Origin of the sequence: Pseudomonas sp. NPDC087598, from assembly GCF_044743525.1 — a bacterium.
GTDB lineage: Bacteria > Pseudomonadota > Gammaproteobacteria > Pseudomonadales > Pseudomonadaceae > Aquipseudomonas.
This window is the reverse complement of record NZ_JBIUWQ010000019.1, coordinates 72,745-89,543: the sequence shown is the minus strand read 5'-3', so window position 1 is coordinate 89,543 and position 16,799 is coordinate 72,745. Positions and strand designations below refer to the sequence as shown.

The following is a 16,799-nucleotide window of genomic DNA, read 5'->3' as shown; positions in this document are numbered from 1 at the left end:
TAACTGACCTTCTCGCTGAAGAAGGAGCCCGTCATGAACCTGCATCAGTTCGCCGAAACCCACGAAGTCACTAACCAGCCGCCGTCGCTGGACGGCACCAACCTCTATCGCATCGACCTGCCTTTGCAGGAGTGGTCGCGCAGGTTCGGCGCCGGTTGGGCCGAGTCGCGGATCGACGCTTACGGCGCACTGGCCGGCGGGCCGTTGATGGAAGCCGGGTTCCTCGCCAATCAGAACAAACCAACGTTCGCCAGCCATGACCGCTACGGTCATCGCATCGATCTGGTGGAATTTCATCCGGCCTATCACGAGCTGATGCGCACCGCGATCGAGCATGGCCTGACCTCGCTGCCCTGGACCCATCCGCAGGATGGCGCGCATGTCGCCCGCGCCTCCATGAGCTACCTGCACAGTCAGGCCGAGGCTGGCAGCGGTTGCCCGTTGACCATGACATTCGCCAGTGTCCCGGCCTTGCGTTTGCAGCCGGATCTGGCCGGGCAGTGGTTGCCGAAAGTCCTCGCCACCGAATACGACCCGCGAAATGTCGGCATGGCGCACAAGGCTGGTGTCACCATCGGCATGGCCATGACCGAAAAACAGGGCGGCACCGACGTGCGCGCCAACACCACCAAGGCTTATCCAGTAGGCGCCAGTGGTCCGGGCCAAGCCTATGAGCTGGTCGGGCACAAATGGTTCTGCTCGGCGCCGATGTGCGATGCATTCCTGACCCTGGCGCAGACCGACAAAGGCCTGACTTGTTTCCTCCTGCCACGCCATCGCCCCGATGACACGCGCAATCAGTTCTACATCCAGCGGCTGAAAAACAAACTTGGCAACCAGTCCAACGCCTCCAGCGAAGTCGAGTTTCGCGGGGCGCTGGCATGGATGGTCGGGGAGGAGGGCCGTGGTGTGCCGACGATTATCGAGATGGTGGCGATGACCCGTTTTGATTGCATGGTCGGTTCCAGTTCGTTGATGCGCCAAGCCCTGACCCAGGCCAGCCATCACTGCGCGCATCGCCAAGTGGGCGGCAAATTGCTCAGCGAACAGCCGTTGATGCAAAACGTGCTGGCCGATCTGGCCCTGGAAAGCGAAGCCGCACTGGCGCTGAGCCTGCGCATGGGCAAGGCGCTGGATCATCTGGATGATCGCCACGAAGCGCAATTCGCCCGGCTGGTGACGGCGGTGGGCAAATACTGGATCTGCAAACGTGCGCCGGCAATGATCAACGAAGCCGCTGAATGCATGGGCGGCGCGGGGTATGTCGAGGAGAGCATTCTGCCGCGGCTGTATCGTGAAGCGCCGGTGAATTCGACGTGGGAAGGCTCGGGCAACGTGCAGTGCCTCGACGTGTTGCGCGCGCTGTCGAAAGAACCGGGTGTACTGGATGTACTGTTCAGCGAACTCGGTGACGGGCATGGCGACAAACGGCTTGCCGCACACATTCAGCAGTTGCAGGCGCAGTTCAAGGATACGAGCGACATTCAGTATCGGGCGCGGCAGTTGACCGAGGACATCGCCCTCGGCTTGCAGGCGAAGTTATTGCTGGAGGCGGGGAATTCGGCGGTGAGTGATGCCTTCATTGCCAGCCGCCTGAGCGGTGGTGGCCGCGCCTACGGCGCTTTACCGCGAGGCCTCGACATCGAATCCATCGTCGCCCGCTCGACCCCACAAGGTTTCTGACCCAACACAAATCCCCTGTAGGAGTGAGCCTGCTCGCGAAAGCGGTGTACCCGCCAATGCAAATGTCGACTGATACATCGCTATCGCGAGCAGGCTCACTCCTACAGGGATAGCGTGTGAATGACATATTGTGGCGTTGCCAACATGCCACTGTTCCCGTGACGCCACGATGCAGGCAAGATGAAGCTCTGCAAGTCAGAACACAGGAAGCTGATCGTGACCGAAGCGTTTATTGTCGTTCAAACCGCCGAACAAGCCGTGGATCGTCTGGCCGAGCTGCATGAGCAGGCCACTACAGCGCTGAACTCGGCGCTCAAGCGTTATCTCAAGGATCGCGTCGAGCCCGACGCGGCGCAGCGTGCTCTGTTCCGCTATCCCGAACTGCGACTGACCTATCACTGCCAGGGCGAAGTCCCGCAGACCACTCGCGCCTACGCCAAGGTGCAGTTGCCGGGCACTTACAGCGTCACCGTCACCCACCCGAAAGCGTTCCGCAAATACCTGCTGGAACAGCTGGTGCCGTTGATGCACGACTTCACCGTGACCGTGGAAGTCGGCGTCAGTCAGCAAAATATTCCGTACCCGTACGTGGTCGAGCAGGGCGATGAGCTGGCCGGCTCCGGCGTCACCGCTGCCGTGCTGGCGCGGGTGTTCCCGAGTACCGACCTGTCTGCGGCCACCGATGGCATCGCCGACGGTCTCTACGACTGGGAAAACACCGATCCGCTGCCGCTGGCGCTGTTCGATGCGGCGCGCGTCGACTTCTCGCTGCGCCGACTGGTGCACTACACCGGCAGCGACTGGCGTCATGTGCAGCCGTGGATTCTGCTGACCAACTATCACCGTTATGTCGACCAGTTCATCGTCCATGGTCTGGAGCAACTGCGCCGCGACCCGCGTTTTGTACGCATGGTGTTGCCGGGTAACGTGATCATCGAGAAGGGCATGGATCACGGCGAGGCCTCGGCGATTGCCGCCGGTGTGGTCTGGCACCGTTACCAGATGCCGGCTTATCACCTGATCGCCAGCGATGGCCACGGTGTGACCCTGGTGAACATCGGCGTCGGCCCGTCCAACGCCAAGAACATCACCGACCACCTCGCGGTGCTGCGTCCGCATTGCTGGCTGATGATTGGTCACTGCGGCGGCCTGCGTCAGTCGCAGACCATCGGCGACTACGTGCTGGCGCACGCTTACATGCGTCGCGACGGCATTCTTGATCGCGTCGTACCGCCGAACATTCCGATCCCGGCGCTGGCTGAAGTGCAGATGGCGCTGCAACAAGCCGCCGCCAATATCACCGGCGAGAAGGGCGACGACCTGAAAAAACGCCTGCGCACCGGCACCGTGCTGACCTACGACGACCGTAACTGGGAACTGCGCTGGGCGCAGGAACGTCCGCTGATCAACCTGTCGCGTGCTGTCGCGGTGGACATGGAAAGCGGCACCATCGCTGCCCAGGGTTATCGCCTGCGGGTGCCGTACGGCACGTTGCTGTGTGTCTCGGACAAACCGCTGCACAGTGAAATCAAGCTGCCGGGTTCGGCCAACGCGTTTTACGAGCGCGCGGTCAGCCAGCACTTGAAGATCGGCATCGAAGCGGTGGACCTGCTGCGTACCGAACTCAACTCGCTGCACTCGCGCAAACTGCGCAGCTTCGACGAGCCGCCGTTCCGTTAACGGTTAGTCGTGGTCATTTGGCGGTCGGGGCACTAGCATTAGCAGCCTCGACCGCTAGATGTTCTTTTCGCCATGTCCCGTCCCCCGCGTCCACCTTCCCGCCATCCCGGCGCGAAGCCTCAGTCTTCCTCCCCGCGGCGTGTCGCCAAAGCGCCACCGGCCGAGCCGAAGCTGATCCTGTTCAATAAACCGTTCGATGTGCTGACGCAATTCAGCGACGGTGAAGGGCGGGCGACCCTCAAGGATTACATTGATGTGCCCGGCATCTATCCGGCCGGACGTCTTGATCGCGACAGCGAAGGTCTGTTGCTGCTGACCAATGACGGCCAGTTGCAGGCGCGGATCGCCGACCCCAAACACAAACTGGCGAAGACGTATTGGGTTCAGGTCGAAGGCGTACCGACGGCCGAGCAGTTGCAGCGTCTGCGTGAAGGTGTCGAACTGAATGACGGCATGACTTTGCCCGCTGAGGCGCGGCAACTGGATGAGCCGCAGTTGTGGCCACGCAATCCGCCGGTACGCTTTCGCATGACCGTACCGACCACTTGGCTGGAATTGGTGATTCGCGAAGGACGCAACCGCCAAGTGCGCCGGATGACGGCGGCGGTCGGCCTGCCGACGTTGCGCCTGGTGCGGGTGAAGATTGGTGACTGGTCGATCGAAGGGCTTGATCAGGGCCAGTGGAAAGAAGTGCCGGCGCGCTTATAAAGCGCCGGACTCGATCAGGCCGATCACCACGCTTTTGATGATGAACGCGGCCACGCCCAAACCCAGCACGAAGAACAGAATGAACGAGCCGAAACGTCCGGCCTTGGACTTCTTCGCCAGATCCCAGACGATAAAACCCATGAAAATGATCAGGATGCTGACCAGTCCGGTCATCATCCACTCTTCAAATACGGCTGGATCCATCGGGCATCTCCGGCGCAGGCGCGGCTAAAAGGGCGCGGCGAGTATACGCCAAGGTCGAACGGCGGGGCATTGACCTGCGTCGGTGTGCCGCAGTCATTGGTCTGTAACCCTGTGGCGAGGGGATTTATCCCCGACGGGTTGCGAAGCGACCCCAAAAATATCCGCCTCGCTGCAAAATCTTGCCAGTGCTGCGCACTGGATCGGGGATAAATCCCCTCGCCACGAAAGCAATCAGCTACGCAGGTGGGTCAAGGGCAGTTCAGTGCTGTTGAGCACCTGATTCAGCACAAAACTCGAACGCACGCTGGTCACGCCTTCGATACGGGTCAGATGCCCCAGCAGCAGCTTCTGATAGTGATCCATGTCCGGCACCACTACCTTCAACTGATAGTCAGCGTCCACGCCGGTCACCAGGCTGCACTCCAGCACCTGCGGCAACGTGCGGATCGCCGCTTCGAAGTTCTCGAAGCGCTCCGGCGTGTGTCGGTCCATGCCGATCAGCACATACGCGGTCAGGCTCAGGCCGAGCATCTTGCGATCGAGCAAGGCCACCTGACGCGAGATATAGCCGTCGTCCTCTAGTTGCTTGACCCGGCGCGAGCACGGCGATGGTGACAGACCGATGCGCTCGGCCAACTCCTGGTTGGAGATGCGGGCATCGCGCTGCAATTCCGCCAAAATGCTCAAGTCGTAACGGTCGAGTTTGCTCATCAATCTGTCCTTGGTTGTAACTATTGCGGCGGATTATCTATCCAGGGTTAAAAATTGCGCAAGTGGTGTTTATTTCAGCAATCTTCGCAATCCTCTGCCACCGCCTCGGGCCTATTCTTATCACCAGAATCACTGCTCGGTAATACAGTCCACTGCGGCCCGCCTATCAGGCCCGCCGCGGCCGCCACCCCCACCGGGGTTGTGCCGGCCCCCGAGCTGCACACTGTCCAGAAGACGGCGTGAGGTGAGCCGACGTCAAAAGCGTCGAGCCAGGACGAAGTTCTCTAGAAGGGAGGCCGACGGGTCTCCCTTTTTTCTTGCCTGCGATTTATGCCGCGTTGCGCCGACGTCCTCAATAAATAAGTTTCGTGACTGATAACCTGTTGCAGAACCGGGCATGTACATTTCCGGTCTTAGTTACAAGCCCTCTTACATTTGCAGGTCCCGCAGTGAGGAAAAGCATGAATTCGCGCATCTGGCGTCTGGCCGGTGTTGGTTTGCTGTGTGTGAGTGTCAGTGTGCAAACGCTTGCCGATGATCCGCAGAATCGTGGACCCGATGGCGGTGGCCACGGTCAGGAGCATCAGGGTAACAATCAGGGCCATGGCGGCAACAACCAGCCGCGTCCGCAGAATAATCAGCAACAGAATCAGCCCCGCCCGCAGAATAATCAGCCGCCGCAAAATCAGCCGCGCCCGCAGAACAACGAAATCATCCGTGGCGATAACAGCCGCCAGTTCGAGCACAACGGCCAGCAGCACAACAACAATGGCCAATGGCAGAACCACGACCAGAACCGGCCAGCGTATAACCCCAACCCGGTGCGTCAGCCGCCGCCACCGCCGCAGTTGCCGGCCAACAACCTGCCGATCCAGCCGCGGCCCGATGCCGTGCGCCAGACTCAGGAACCGCGTCAGGGTTACTACCGCGACGAGCGTCCGCAGAACGGTTACAACAACCAGCATTGGCAAACCAACAATCGGCCCAACGACAACCACTGGCCGGGACGTCCGGACGGGCATGGCAACGGCTGGGGCCCGGGTCCGCAATATCGGCCGGGGCATGTGATCGACCGTTTCCCGGATCGCGACTACCGCGTGCCATATCGTGGTCAGGATTATTTCTATTCCGGCGGCTACTGGTATCGCCCGCAAGGCCCGCGCTACATCGTCGTGCAGCCGCCACGTGGGATCCGCATCCAGTACTTGCCGGACTACGCCCGCGAAGTATGGATCGGTGGATCGCTGTTGTTCCTCGCGGCTGGTTCCTACTACGCCTATCAGGAAGCGACCCAGGACTACGTGGTGGTCGAGCCGCCAGTGCAGCAACAACAGCCGCAGCCGCAATCCCAGGGTTATGACGTCGAGGCTTATCCGGCCAACGGCCAGTCACCGGAGCAAGTGCAGCAGGACGGTTATCAGTGCTACCAGTACGCCGTGCAGCAAAGCGGTTTTGACCCGCGCACCGCGACTTATCAACCGGCGCCCGAAGTGGTTCAGGCGTACCGTCAGGCGCAGGGCAATTGTCTGAGCAGTCGCGGTTATCAGGTCAGTTACTGATTCCGCGCAGCGAGCACCACTTCCTGCGGGTCGGCGTGCACCAGCACTTCGGCTCGCGGGTAGGCTTGGTGGATGGCATCCGCCGCCTGATCGCTGATGCCGTGCGCCACTGACAGGGTCAGCTCACCCGGCAATTCCAGATGCAGTTGCACAAACCAGTGGTTGCCGGAGATCCGCGTGCGCAAGTCATGCGCGCCCAGCACCCCCGGCACGCTGCACGCCAGTTCGAGCATGTGCTGACTGACATCCGCCGGCAGCTCTTCATCCATCAACACTGAAAAACTTTCCCGGGCGATCTGGATCGCGCTCCACAAAATGTAGCCGGCGATCCCCAGACCGAACCACGCATCCAGTTGCTCAAAGCCAAATCCGGCCAACACCAGCGCAATCAGAATGCTGCCGTTGAGCAGCATGTCCGAGCGGTAATGCAGCGAGTCGGCGCGCACGGCGTTGGAACCGGTCTGCTTGATCACCCGATGTTGCAACATCAGCAGCGCCGCGGTCAGCAGCAGCGAAAATACGATTACGCCGATGCTTAGCCATGGCGCGCCCAGCGGCTGTGGATCATTCAGTCGCTCATAAGCCTGAAACGCAATCAACACCGCACTGCCACCAATGAACAACGCCTGCGCCATGCCCGCCAGCGATTCAGCCTTGCCGTGACCATAACGGTGATCGTCATCCGCCGGGCGCAGCGCGTAATGCACCGCCAGCAGATTGAGCATCGAAGTAATGCCGTCCAGCGCCGAGTCGGTGAGGCCGGCGAGCATGCTGACGGATCCACTCAGCCACCACGCAATGGCTTTGGCGATGATCAACGTGCACGCCACCGCCACCGAGGCGCGGGTCGCCAACCGCAGCAGGCGGGCGTGTTCGGGGCTGGAGGTCATTGCGTTTCCTTTTTAGGCGGCGGGTTGCAGGCCGAACATCGCCAGTTGTTGAGTGCTGCCCTTGTGCTGAATCAGGCGTGGATCGTCGAGAGGAAAATCTCTGCCCAACTCGCTTTCGAGAATAGCCTGCAGCTTGTGAATATCGACCTGACCGTCCGGGCCGATGGCTTGCTTGAGTTTGGCCGGATCGATCTGCGCGGTGTGGCCCGGTTCGAAATAGATCGCGCCGGTGGCGAAGTCGACAGCGAACGCGATCAGCCCGGGAATGATGTAGAACAACAGGCCCACGGCATCGAGCACAGCAATCGCCGGGTCGATCTTGCCGTCGATCTGGCCGCGCCGGTCCGGATAGAAAATCGAACCGCACGCAGTGATTTGCGTGAGCAGGGTGGCGACCAGTACACCGCCGATCAGGCGAAAAGGTAAGCGCATGGGAAAATCTCCTGAGTCATCTGATAACGAAGCTTCGTCGAGTGAGTTTAAGACCCTGACGAAGGCTTTGCAGTTCGCCGTTATACTCGCCGCTCTGTTTGGGAGCCAGCATGAATTCTTTGCCGATCGACGACGTTTTACCCGCCCTGCGTGAAGCCTTGGCGACACGCCACGAAGCCGTGCTCGAAGCACCGCCCGGCGCCGGTAAAACCACCCGTGTGCCGCTGGCCTTGCTCAATGAAGCTTGGCTCGACGGGCAGACCATTCTGATGCTTGAACCGCGCCGGCTCGCCGCGCGTGCAGCCGCAGAACGACTGGCCAGTGAGCTGGGCGAGAAGGTCGGTGAAACCGTCGGTTATCGCATCCGTCTCGACAGCAAGGTCGGCCCCAACACCCGCATCGAAGTGGTCACCGAAGGCATTCTCACCCGCCGCTTGCAGGATGACCCGGCGCTGGAAGGCGTGGGTCTGCTGATCTTCGACGAATTTCACGAGCGCAGCCTCGATGCCGATCTGGCGCTGGCCTTGAGTCTGAACGGTCGCGAACTGTTTCGAGCTGAACAGCCGCTGAAGATTTTGCTGATGTCCGCCACGCTGGAAGGCGAACGTTTGGCCGGGTTGCTCGATGACGCGCCGATCCTGCGCAGCGAAGGTCGCATGTATCCGGTGACGATGCGCTGGGGCCGTCCGTTTCAGCCCGGCGAATACATCGATCAGCGCGTGACCTCAACCGTACTCGAAGCGCTTCACGATGAGACCGGCAGCCTCTTGGTGTTCTTGCCGGGGCAGGCGGAAATCCGTCGCGTCCATCAACAGTTGGCCGATGCCATTGGTGAGCGCAAAGATGTGTTGCTCTGCCCGTTGCACGGCGAACTCGACCTCAACGCCCAGCGTGCCGCCATCGATCCGGCACCGGCCGGCCAGCGTAAAGTGGTGCTCGCCACCAACATCGCCGAGACCAGCCTGACCATCAACGGTGTGCGCGTCGTCATCGACGCCGGGCTGGCGCGGGTGCCGCGTTTTGATCCCGGCAGCGGCATGACCCGTCTCGATACCCAGCGAATTTCCAAGGCCAGTGCCACCCAGCGTGCCGGTCGGGCAGGGCGTCTGGAGCCGGGTGTTTGTTATCGTTTGTGGTCGCAGGATCAGCACGAACAACTGGCGGCGTATGGCAGCGCGGAAATTCTCTCGGCGGATCTGGCCAGCCTCGCGCTACAACTGGGGCGTTGGGGTGTGACGCCGGGCGAACTGGTCTGGCTGGATGTTCCACCCGCAGCGGCTTATGCCCAGGCGCAGGATTTGTTGCAGCGACTCGGCGCACTGGAAGGCAAAGCGCTGACCTCTCACGGTCAGGCCATGGCTGAATTGCCGGCGCATCCACGCATCGGCCATTTGCTGTTGCGCGGTCAGGCGTTGGGTCTGGCCAACATGGCGTGCGACGTTGCTGCGTTGCTCGGCGAGCGCGATATCTTGCGCGGTGCCGGGGCGGATTTGCACAGTCGCCTGGTGCTGCTCTCTGGCGAAGAACGCGCCGCCAGGGGGGCGCAGGGCGGCGTGCAGCGTGCCCGGCAACTGGCGCGGCAATATCGCGGCTATTTGCGCGGCAAGGCGAGCGAACCGGTCAGCGACCCCGATCATCCGCGCTGGCTCGGCGCGTTGCTGGCGCTGGCCTACCCGGATCGCGTCGCGCAACAGCGGCGTGCCGGTGGTGCCGAATATCGACTGGCCAACGGCCGCGCTGCGTTGTTCGCTGAAGCCGACAGCCTGATGAAAGAGCCGTGGATCGTCATTGCTGATCTCGGCAGCCGTCAGGGCCAACGTGAAGAACGGATTTATCTGGCGGCGGATTTCGATCCGGCGCTGTTCGATTCCGTGCTCGCCGAACAGGTGCGCAACGTCGATCAACTGGACTGGGACGAGCGCGAAGGCGTGCTGCGCGCCGAGCGTCAGCGCAAGGTTGGCGAGCTGATCCTGAGTCGCGAACCATTGACCGGTCTCGATGAAGCCGCACGCAGTCAGGCGCTGGTCAATCTAGTGCGGCGCAAAGGTCTGGAGCTGCTGCCGTGGACGCCGGAACTGCGCCAGTGGCAGGCGCGGGTGGCGTTGTTGCGGCAGTTGGAATTGGGTTCGCAAGCTGAAAGCCAGTGGCCGGATGTCAGCGATGCGACGCTGCTGGATACCCTGGAACATTGGCTGATGCCGTATCTGGGCAAGGTCTCGCGACTCAGTCATTTTGCCAGCCTCGATCTGTCGAGCATCGTTCGCAATCTGCTGCCATGGCCGTTGCCGCAACGCCTGGACGAGCTGGCGCCGCATCATCTGAGCGTACCGTCGGGGTCGTCGATTCGTCTGGATTACAGCGAGTTCCCACCGATTCTCGCAGTGCGTTTGCAGGAGTTGTTCGGCCTGGCCGAGACCCCGCGAATCGCTGGCGGCCGGCAAGTGGTCAAATTGCATCTGCTATCGCCAGCGCGGCGACCGGTGCAGGTGACGCAGGATCTGGCCAACTTCTGGCGCAGCACCTATGCCGAGGTGAAGAAGGATCTCAAGGGACGCTATCCGAAACATTACTGGCCGGATGATCCATTGGTGGCCGAGGCGACCGCGCGGGCGAAACCACGCGGTACGTAAAGATCAAAAGATCGCAGCCTGCGGCAGCTCCTACAGGGCTGGAATCGTTGCAGCACCTATCTACTGTGGGAGCGAGCCTGCTCGCGAAGGCGCCGTGTCAGTCGCTAGATTCGTTGCCTGAAAGTCTGCATTCGCGAGCAGGCTCGCTCCCACAGGGTTTTGTTGCGATCTTTCGATTTTAAAAACGGCTCTTGGCGGTCAGTTGCTCGCGGCAGTAATCGGCAAACAACTGCGCCGGTTTGGTCAGTTGCCCGCGCTTGAGCCACGCGGCCACCAACCCTGAGCCGGTGACGTCCTCGGCAATTTCCACGCACACGACTTTCTTGCCATCGTAGGTGCATTCCGAATGCGGCCGCGTCACCAGTATCGAGAAGCCGAAGCCCTGGCCGACCATCCCGCGCACCATCTCGATTGACGGTGAGCTGAAGTCGATGCGCGGCGTCAGGCCCAGTTCCTCGAACAGGCTGACGAAGTAGGTCCGGCTCGGTTGTACGTCGAGCAGAATCATCGGTTCCAGGCACAGATCGCGCAGCGACACTTGCTTGTACTCGGCAAAACGATGATCGGCCGGCAGTAACGCATAAGGCCGTTGCGCCGGCATCAACGGTTCGGTCTGAATCGTCGCGTCGAGTTCGTGTTCATAAAGTATCACCAGATCAAACGCCCCCGAGGTCAGGCCTTGCACCAGTTCCTGTTGCTCGCCGTCGCGGATGCGGATTTTTACCCCCGGGTACAGGGCCGAAAAACCGGCGATCAATTGCGGCAGGTACAACGGCGCGACGGTTTCGAAACAGCCGATGTCGATTTGCCCGGCGACCACGTCATTATCGGCCAATGCGTTCTGCTCGAACTCCTTGGCCATGCGCAGCAGTTCCTGAGCCTTGCGCAAGAAACGCGCGCCACTTGGTGTGAGAGAAACGCCTTGGGCGTGATGACGGATCAGCAGTTGCACGGCGAAGCTGTCTTCCAGCGCTTTGATCGCCGTGGAGATCGCCGGCTGAGCGATGTACAGCTTGCGTGAAGCCTCGGCAACGCTGCCGCATTCGACGGTTGTGATGAAGTATTTCAACTGACGCAAATTGTAGGCGGCCACGGCAAACCTCAGGACGAGCGGACTCGACTTCCAAGCAATTTGTGCGCCGCCGCGTCCGCTGCGCGACGTTGTTCTTATCCTTGAACCATAGCCATCTGCGCGGCTTTTGGGGAAACCGTCTGGCCAGTTTTTTCATTGCCAGCGAAGACATTTTTACTATTTTTAGCCCGCGCAGGCCTGAGCGACCATCGATTGCACAATAAAGCCCAAGGAGCATCCGACGTGTTCGAGTTTGCAGAGTGGCAGCGCCAGGCCGTTGCATTGAAGTTTCCCGATCAAGCCGTGATCAACGGCCAACACTGCGCGGCGCAGTCGGGGCAGACCGTTGCCGCGATCAACCCGGCTACCGGCCAGTTACTGGCCAACGTTGCCGCGTGTGGCGAGGCTGATGTCGAGGTGGCGGTGCGCAATGCCCGACAGGTGTTCGAGGCCGGGGCTTGGTCGCAACGCTCGCCGGCCGAGCGCAAGCAAGTGCTGTTGCGTCTGGCCGATCTGCTGATGAGCCATCGCCAAGAATTGGCGTTGCTCGACTCGTTGAACATGGGAAAACCGGTGATGGATGCCTACAACATCGATGTGCCGGGTGCCGCCGGGGTGTTCCGCTGGTACGCCGAAAGTGTCGACAAGCTCTACGATCAGGTAGCGCCGAGCGCGTCCAACGTGCTGGCAACCATTACCCGCGAAGCCCTCGGCGTGGTTGCCGCCGTGGTGCCGTGGAATTTCCCTTTGGACATGGCTGCGTGGAAACTCGCGCCGGCGCTGGCGGCGGGCAATTCGGTGATTCTCAAACCGGCCGAGCAGTCACCGTTTTCGGCGTTGCGTCTGGCCGAGCTGGCGCTGGAGGCGGGCCTGCCGCCGGGTGTGCTGAACGTACTGCCGGGGCTTGGTGAGCAGGCCGGCAAGGCCTTGGGGCTGCACTCGGATGTCGACTGTCTGGTGTTTACCGGCTCGACGCAGGTCGGCAAATATTTCATGCAATACGCAGCGCAATCCAACCTCAAACAGGTGTGGCTGGAGTGCGGCGGCAAGAGCGCCAATCTGGTCTTCGCCGATTGCCGGGATCTGGATCTGGCGGCGGAGAAAGCCGCGTTCGGGATCTTCTTCAATCAGGGCGAAGTCTGCTCGGCCAACTCGCGGTTGCTGGTGGAGCGTTCGATTCATGATGAGTTTGTCGAGCGCCTTAAAGCGCAAGCTGAACGTTGGCTGCCGGGTGATCCGCTGGATCCGCAGAGCCGCGCTGGCGCCATCGTCGATCAGCAGCAGACGGCGAGCATCATGCGCGCCATTCACCAGGCACAAGAGCAGGGCGCGACGCTGATATGCGGCGGTCAGCAACGGCGTTTCAATGGTTCGGACAATTTCATCGAGCCGACGATTTTCACTGGTGTGAAAGCCGACATGTCGCTGTTTCGTGAAGAGGTGTTCGGGCCGGTGCTGGCGGTCGTGCCGTTCGACGACGAGGAGGAGGCGGTGCGGCTGGCCAATGACAGCGTGTACGGCCTGGCGGCATCGCTGTGGACCGATGATCTGCATCGAGCGCACCGCGTGGCGCGACGGTTAAGGGCCGGCACGGTATCGGTGAATACGGTGGATGCGCTGGACGTGACAGTGCCGTTCGGCGGTGGCAAGCAATCGGGTTTTGGCCGCGATTTGTCGCTGCATTCATTCGACAAATACACCCAACTGAAAACCACCTGGTTCCAATTGCGCTGATACCGCGTCGCCCCTTTCGTGAGCAGGCTCACTCCTACAAGGGTTTTGTGTCGATCACACATCCCCTGTAGGAGCGAGCCTGCTCGCGATAGCGGTGGGTCAGGCAGCAAAGATATCGACTGACCGGACGCCATCGCGAGCAGGCTCACTCCTACAGTATTCAGCGGTGTGCACAAACTCCAGGCACATCCGAGATCCATGTAGGAGCGAGCCTGCTCGCGATAGCGGTGAGTCAGGCAGCAAAGATATCGACTGACCGGACGCCATCGCTGGCAAGCCAGCTCCCACAGGTTTCAGTGGTGTTCACAAAATCCGGGCACACCTTAGATCCCTGTAGGAGTGAGCCTGCTCGCGATAGCGGCAGGTCAGGCAGCAAAGATATCGACTGACCGGGCGCCATCGCTGGCAAGCCAGCTCCCACAGGTTTCAGTGGTGTTCACAAAATCCGGACACACCCTGGATCCCTGTGGGAGCTGGCTTGCCAGCGATGGCATTCTTTCTGTCACAGAAAATCCCCGACTTGCACCGACCTCGAACATCCGCGCAAGCCCCGCTCTTTTGCAGTGCGCACTAAGCAGTTTTTTCATTGTTCGCAGCCAACTATTTCCTGATTTTCCTCACCGCGCACATGGGCCACCATCGATCTCGCCAGCCCAAGCCTTTCACGTCAGAGTCCAGCAGAGACCGCAGCGTGGATTCTCATCATTTGGCGCTGGCCGTACTGCCCATGACAAAACTAAATCAACAGCGTCGGGAGTGCTCCATGATCAAGTCCTTGTGTATCCGTCTCGCTCATCCTCTGGCGATCACCGCCCTTGCCGCCACCGTCGCGACCAGCGCCCAGGCCGGTACGCTGTCCATCGGCCACACCACGTGGGTCGGTTACGGCACGCTTTATCTGGCTCAGGACCTGGGCTATTTCAAGGAAAACGGCCTGACCGTCGAATTGCCGGTGGTTGAAGAAGCCTCGATGTACATGGCCGCGCAGGCGTCCGGGCAACTCTCGGGTTCGGCGTCGACCATCGACGAAGTGCTCAAGTACCGCCCGCAATTCTGCTTCAAGGCGGTCGCGGCGCTGGATGACAGCCATGGCGGCGACGGCGTGCTGGTCGGCAAGGATGTGCAGAGCCTGCAAGAACTCAAGGGCAAATCCGTGGCGGTGAACGAAGGCTCCACTTCACAGTTTTGGCTCTCGTATCTGCTGAAAAAGAACGGCATGAAAATGAGCGACATCACCGTGCAGAACATGACCGCTGACGATGCCGCCACCGCGTTCATCGCCGGTCGCGTGCCGGCGGCGGTGACCTGGGAACCGCATCTGTCGATGGTCCGCGACAAGCAGCAAGGCAAGGTGTTGATCGACAGCAGCACCACGCCCGGGGTGATCGTCGATGTGGTGGCGCTCAACTGCAGCGTCATCGAAAAGCAGCCGGAGGATGTCAAGGCGCTGGTCGCCGGTTTGTACAAAGCCGTGCAGTACACCAAGGATCACCCTGAGGACGCTTACAAAATCATGGCCAAAGGCGTCGGCGGTTACCTGTCCGATCCCAAGGAACTGGCCGCCGCCGCGCAAGGCGTGCGCTTCTACGATCAGGCCATGAGCGAGAAGCTCTTCGGCTCGCCGGGCCAGCCGGGTGACAGCGCCGCGTTGATCAAACTGGCCAACGAAACCGCCAGCGAGTTGCAAGGCAAACCCTACAACGTCAGCCATGACGAGCTGGTCGACAACCGTTTCGTCAGCCCGCTCTAGGAGGTCTGCAATGTTCAAGCGCAATTCGTGGCTGAGCCGCAGCCTCACGCCGAAAACCGCTTTGCCGGTACCCGTGGTGTGGAGCGCCAGCGGTCTGGCCTGGGTGTTGTTGGTCGGTCTGTGGGCCGGGTTGTCTTACGGCGGTATCGTGCCGGGGATGTTCTTGCCGACGCCGGGCGCGGTGGTCGAAGCGGCCGTGCGGTTGAGTCGCGACGGCACCCTCGGTACGCATGTGTGGGCCAGCGTCGAAGTGGTGATGGTCGGCTTCATTGTGTCGTCGCTGGTGGCGGTGCCGCTGGGGTTGCTGATGGGCAGCTTCCGCATCGTCCAGGCGTTTCTGGAACCGTTGGTGAACTTCATTCGCTATCTGCCGGTGACCTCATTCGTGCCGCTGTTCATCCTGTGGATCGGCATCGGTCTGGAACAGCGCGTATCGGTGATTATCTTCGGTGTGTTCTTCCAGCAACTGGTGATGATTGCCGATGTGTCGAAAGGCATCTCCAAGGACTTGATCAACGCCTCCTACACCTTGGGTTCCAACCGCCGCGATGCGGTGTTGCATGTGATCGCCCCGGCCTCGGTGCCCGGCGTGCTCGACACCTTGCGGGTGACCATGGGCTGGGCCTGGACGTATCTGGTGGTGGCCGAACTGGTCGCGGCGTCCAGTGGCCTCGGTTATTTGAGTCTGAAAGCCATGCGCGGCTTTCAGGTCGACGTGATTTTCCTCGCCATCGCGATCATCGGCCTGCTCGGTCTGGTGACTGATCAACTGTTCCGTTTTCTCCGCTTGAGGGTTGCCGCATGGGCTCAGTGACTGCTGCCAATCATCGTTTTATCGAACCGGTCGCGGCACCGGCACAAGCCGCGCCACGCTTGCAGGTGGACAAGGTCAGCCTGCGCTACAAGAAGCCCGATGGCGGAACGTTTACCGCGCTGGAAGAGGTTTCGTTCGAGGTGCCGGATCAGCAGTTCGCAGTACTGGTCGGACCGTCGGGTTGCGGCAAGTCGAGCCTGTTGTACCTGACCGCCGGCCTGGCCGAACCGACCTCCGGCGAGATCTACGTCGGCGGCCAGCAAGTGCAAGGTCCTGGCGCGGATCGCGGCATGGTCTTTCAGAGCTATACGTTGTTCCCGTGGCTGACGGTACGACAGAACGTCGAGTTCGGCCTCAAGCGTCGTGGCATGCCGGCGGCGCGGCGCAAAGAGATAGTCGATTACTACGTCAACGAAGTCGGCCTCGCCGGGTTCGCCGACAACTACGCCAAACAGCTCTCGGGCGGAATGATGCAGCGCGTGGCGATTGCGCGGGCGCTGGCCAATGATCCGCAGATTCTGCTGATGGACGAACCATTCGGTGCGCTGGATAGCCAAACGCGTTTGCAGATGCAGCAGTTGTTGCTGCGGGTGTGGGGCAACAGCAAGAAAACCGTGTTGTTCGTCACCCACGACATCGACGAAGCGATTCTGCTCGGTGACCGGGTCTATGTGATGGGCGCCAAACCGGGGCGGATCAAGCAAATTCTCGACGTACCGATCGAGCGCCCGCGCTCGCTGGACATGGTCATGGAACGCTCATTCATCGACATGAAACGACAGATCTTCGGCCTGCTTCACGACGATCTGGAAGAAGTGCACTGATCACCCGGTATCCTCAAATCCTGTGGGAGCTGGCTTGCCAGCGATGGGGTCAGTAGCGTCGATATCAATGTTGGCTGATCGACCGCTATCGCTGGCAAGCCAGCTCCC

14 protein-coding genes are annotated in these 16,799 nt (G+C 61.0%); 9 read left to right on the top strand and 5 right to left on the bottom strand.

Annotated features, from left to right (window positions below; all coding sequences use genetic code 11):
* The first annotated feature begins 33 nt into the window (after window positions 1-33).
* From ACIOWE_RS13175 to ACIOWE_RS13165, 3 genes are all read left to right on the top strand, one after another.
* Complete coding sequence (locus tag ACIOWE_RS13175; RefSeq protein WP_401391842.1) at window positions 34-1,683, top strand: acyl-CoA dehydrogenase family protein; 1,650 nt, start codon at window positions 34-36, stop codon at window positions 1,681-1,683.
* A 180-nt stretch (window positions 1,684-1,863) separates the two neighbouring features.
* Window positions 1,864-3,363, top strand: a complete 1,500-nt coding sequence (amn, locus tag ACIOWE_RS13170) for an AMP nucleosidase (RefSeq protein ID WP_401391839.1) — start codon at window positions 1,864-1,866, stop codon at window positions 3,361-3,363.
* Between the two features lie 72 nt (window positions 3,364-3,435).
* Window positions 3,436-4,071: a pseudouridine synthase gene (locus ACIOWE_RS13165; RefSeq protein ID WP_401391836.1), complete on the top strand. Its 636-nt coding sequence runs from the start codon at window positions 3,436-3,438 to the stop codon at window positions 4,069-4,071.
* Here the strand turns inward: ACIOWE_RS13165 and ACIOWE_RS13160 are convergent.
* Both ACIOWE_RS13160 and ACIOWE_RS13155 read right to left on the bottom strand, forming a co-directional pair.
* Window positions 4,066-4,275 (bottom strand): DUF2788 domain-containing protein, encoded by a 210-nt coding sequence (locus ACIOWE_RS13160; RefSeq protein ID WP_003228500.1) that lies wholly within the window; start codon window positions 4,273-4,275, stop codon window positions 4,066-4,068. The genes ACIOWE_RS13165 and ACIOWE_RS13160 overlap by 6 nt on opposite strands.
* Before the next feature lie 231 nt (window positions 4,276-4,506).
* Entirely contained in the window at window positions 4,507-4,986 is a 480-nt protein-coding gene (locus ACIOWE_RS13155; protein ID WP_007909658.1) for an Lrp/AsnC family transcriptional regulator, read from the bottom strand.
* 461 nt (window positions 4,987-5,447) lie between these two features.
* Here ACIOWE_RS13155 and ACIOWE_RS13150 point away from each other — a divergent pair, with 461 nt between their 5' ends.
* On the top strand, window positions 5,448-6,545 hold the full coding sequence (locus ACIOWE_RS13150) for a DUF6515 family protein (protein WP_401391833.1): 1,098 nt from the start codon (window positions 5,448-5,450) through the stop codon (window positions 6,543-6,545).
* Here ACIOWE_RS13150 and ACIOWE_RS13145 read toward each other — a convergent pair.
* Together ACIOWE_RS13145 and ACIOWE_RS13140 are read right to left on the bottom strand one after the other, a co-directional pair.
* Window positions 6,539-7,435 carry a cation diffusion facilitator family transporter gene (locus ACIOWE_RS13145; RefSeq protein ID WP_401391830.1) on the bottom strand — a complete coding sequence of 299 codons (897 nt, stop codon included), beginning with the start codon at window positions 7,433-7,435 and terminating at the stop codon, window positions 6,539-6,541. The two genes, ACIOWE_RS13150 and ACIOWE_RS13145, sit on opposite strands and share 7 nt — an antisense overlap.
* A 12-nt stretch (window positions 7,436-7,447) precedes the next feature.
* Window positions 7,448-7,867 (bottom strand): polyribonucleotide nucleotidyltransferase, encoded by a 420-nt coding sequence (locus ACIOWE_RS13140; RefSeq protein WP_401391827.1) that lies wholly within the window; start codon window positions 7,865-7,867, stop codon window positions 7,448-7,450.
* 110 nt (window positions 7,868-7,977) lie between these two features.
* Between ACIOWE_RS13140 and hrpB the strand changes: the two genes are divergently transcribed.
* Window positions 7,978-10,497: an ATP-dependent helicase HrpB gene (gene hrpB, locus ACIOWE_RS13135; protein ID WP_401391824.1), complete on the top strand. Its 2,520-nt coding sequence runs from the start codon at window positions 7,978-7,980 to the stop codon at window positions 10,495-10,497.
* A 178-nt stretch (window positions 10,498-10,675) separates the two neighbouring features.
* Here hrpB and ACIOWE_RS13130 read toward each other — a convergent pair whose 3' ends face one another.
* Entirely contained in the window at window positions 10,676-11,590 is a 915-nt protein-coding gene (locus tag ACIOWE_RS13130) for a LysR substrate-binding domain-containing protein (protein WP_201231420.1), read from the bottom strand.
* A 222-nt stretch (window positions 11,591-11,812) separates the two neighbouring features.
* Between ACIOWE_RS13130 and ACIOWE_RS13125 the strand changes: the two genes are divergently transcribed.
* The 4 genes from ACIOWE_RS13125 to ACIOWE_RS13110 all read left to right on the top strand — a co-directional run bounded on the left by ACIOWE_RS13125 (window position 11,813) and on the right by ACIOWE_RS13110 (window position 16,691).
* On the top strand, window positions 11,813-13,303 hold the full coding sequence (locus tag ACIOWE_RS13125; RefSeq protein WP_401391820.1) for an aldehyde dehydrogenase: 1,491 nt from the start codon (window positions 11,813-11,815) through the stop codon (window positions 13,301-13,303).
* Between the two features lie 763 nt (window positions 13,304-14,066).
* Window positions 14,067-15,053: an ABC transporter substrate-binding protein gene (locus ACIOWE_RS13120; RefSeq protein WP_401391817.1), complete on the top strand. Its 987-nt coding sequence runs from the start codon at window positions 14,067-14,069 to the stop codon at window positions 15,051-15,053.
* A 10-nt stretch (window positions 15,054-15,063) separates the two neighbouring features.
* Window positions 15,064-15,867, top strand: coding sequence for an ABC transporter permease (locus ACIOWE_RS13115; RefSeq protein WP_103303657.1), 804 nt, complete (start codon window positions 15,064-15,066; stop codon window positions 15,865-15,867).
* Window positions 15,855-16,691, top strand: a complete 837-nt coding sequence (locus tag ACIOWE_RS13110) for an ABC transporter ATP-binding protein (RefSeq protein WP_401391814.1) — start codon at window positions 15,855-15,857, stop codon at window positions 16,689-16,691. The genes ACIOWE_RS13115 and ACIOWE_RS13110 overlap by 13 nt, the downstream gene beginning before the upstream one ends.
* Window positions 16,692-16,799 lie beyond the last annotated feature (108 nt).